Here is a 411-nt window from a genome sequence, read left to right on the forward strand (position 1 = left end):
CGCCGGACAGGCCGGTGCGGGCGCCCTGCGGTACGACGGGGACGCGCAGCTCGGTGGCGGTGCGCATGACGTGCTGGACCTGCTCGACGGTGCGCGGCAGGACGACGACGGCGGGGCTGCCGGCCGGGCAGAAGCTCGCCATGTCGTTCCCGTAGGAGGCCGTGACGTCGGGGTCGGTCAGGACGGCCTCGGGCGGCAGGCCCGCCAGGAGCCGGTCGGTGAGGTTGCCCGTGTGCTCGTCGCGCGGTGCTTCGATGCGGCTCATGATCACAGCGTGGCACTCGCGGCCATCGGTGTGAACCCCGCCCGCGCCGCCCTTGGGCCACCCGGATGTGTTCGTCGTATTGACGCACAGTGAGCGGCATGGACAACCGACAGTGCGTGGGTACGTCCCTGATCTCCGAGCCGCCG

General features: G+C 72.0%; 1 protein-coding gene. It reads right to left on the reverse strand.

The window, feature by feature from the left end; genetic code table 11:
- The coding region (locus tag CCN44_RS38790; protein WP_143650324.1) for an FAD-binding oxidoreductase at window positions 1-271 on the reverse strand (271 nt) is incomplete at its 3' end.
- Window positions 272-411 lie beyond the last annotated feature (140 nt).

Source organism: Streptomyces tricolor (assembly GCF_002155905.1).
Classification (GTDB): Bacteria; Actinomycetota; Actinomycetes; order Streptomycetales; family Streptomycetaceae; genus Streptomyces; species Streptomyces tricolor.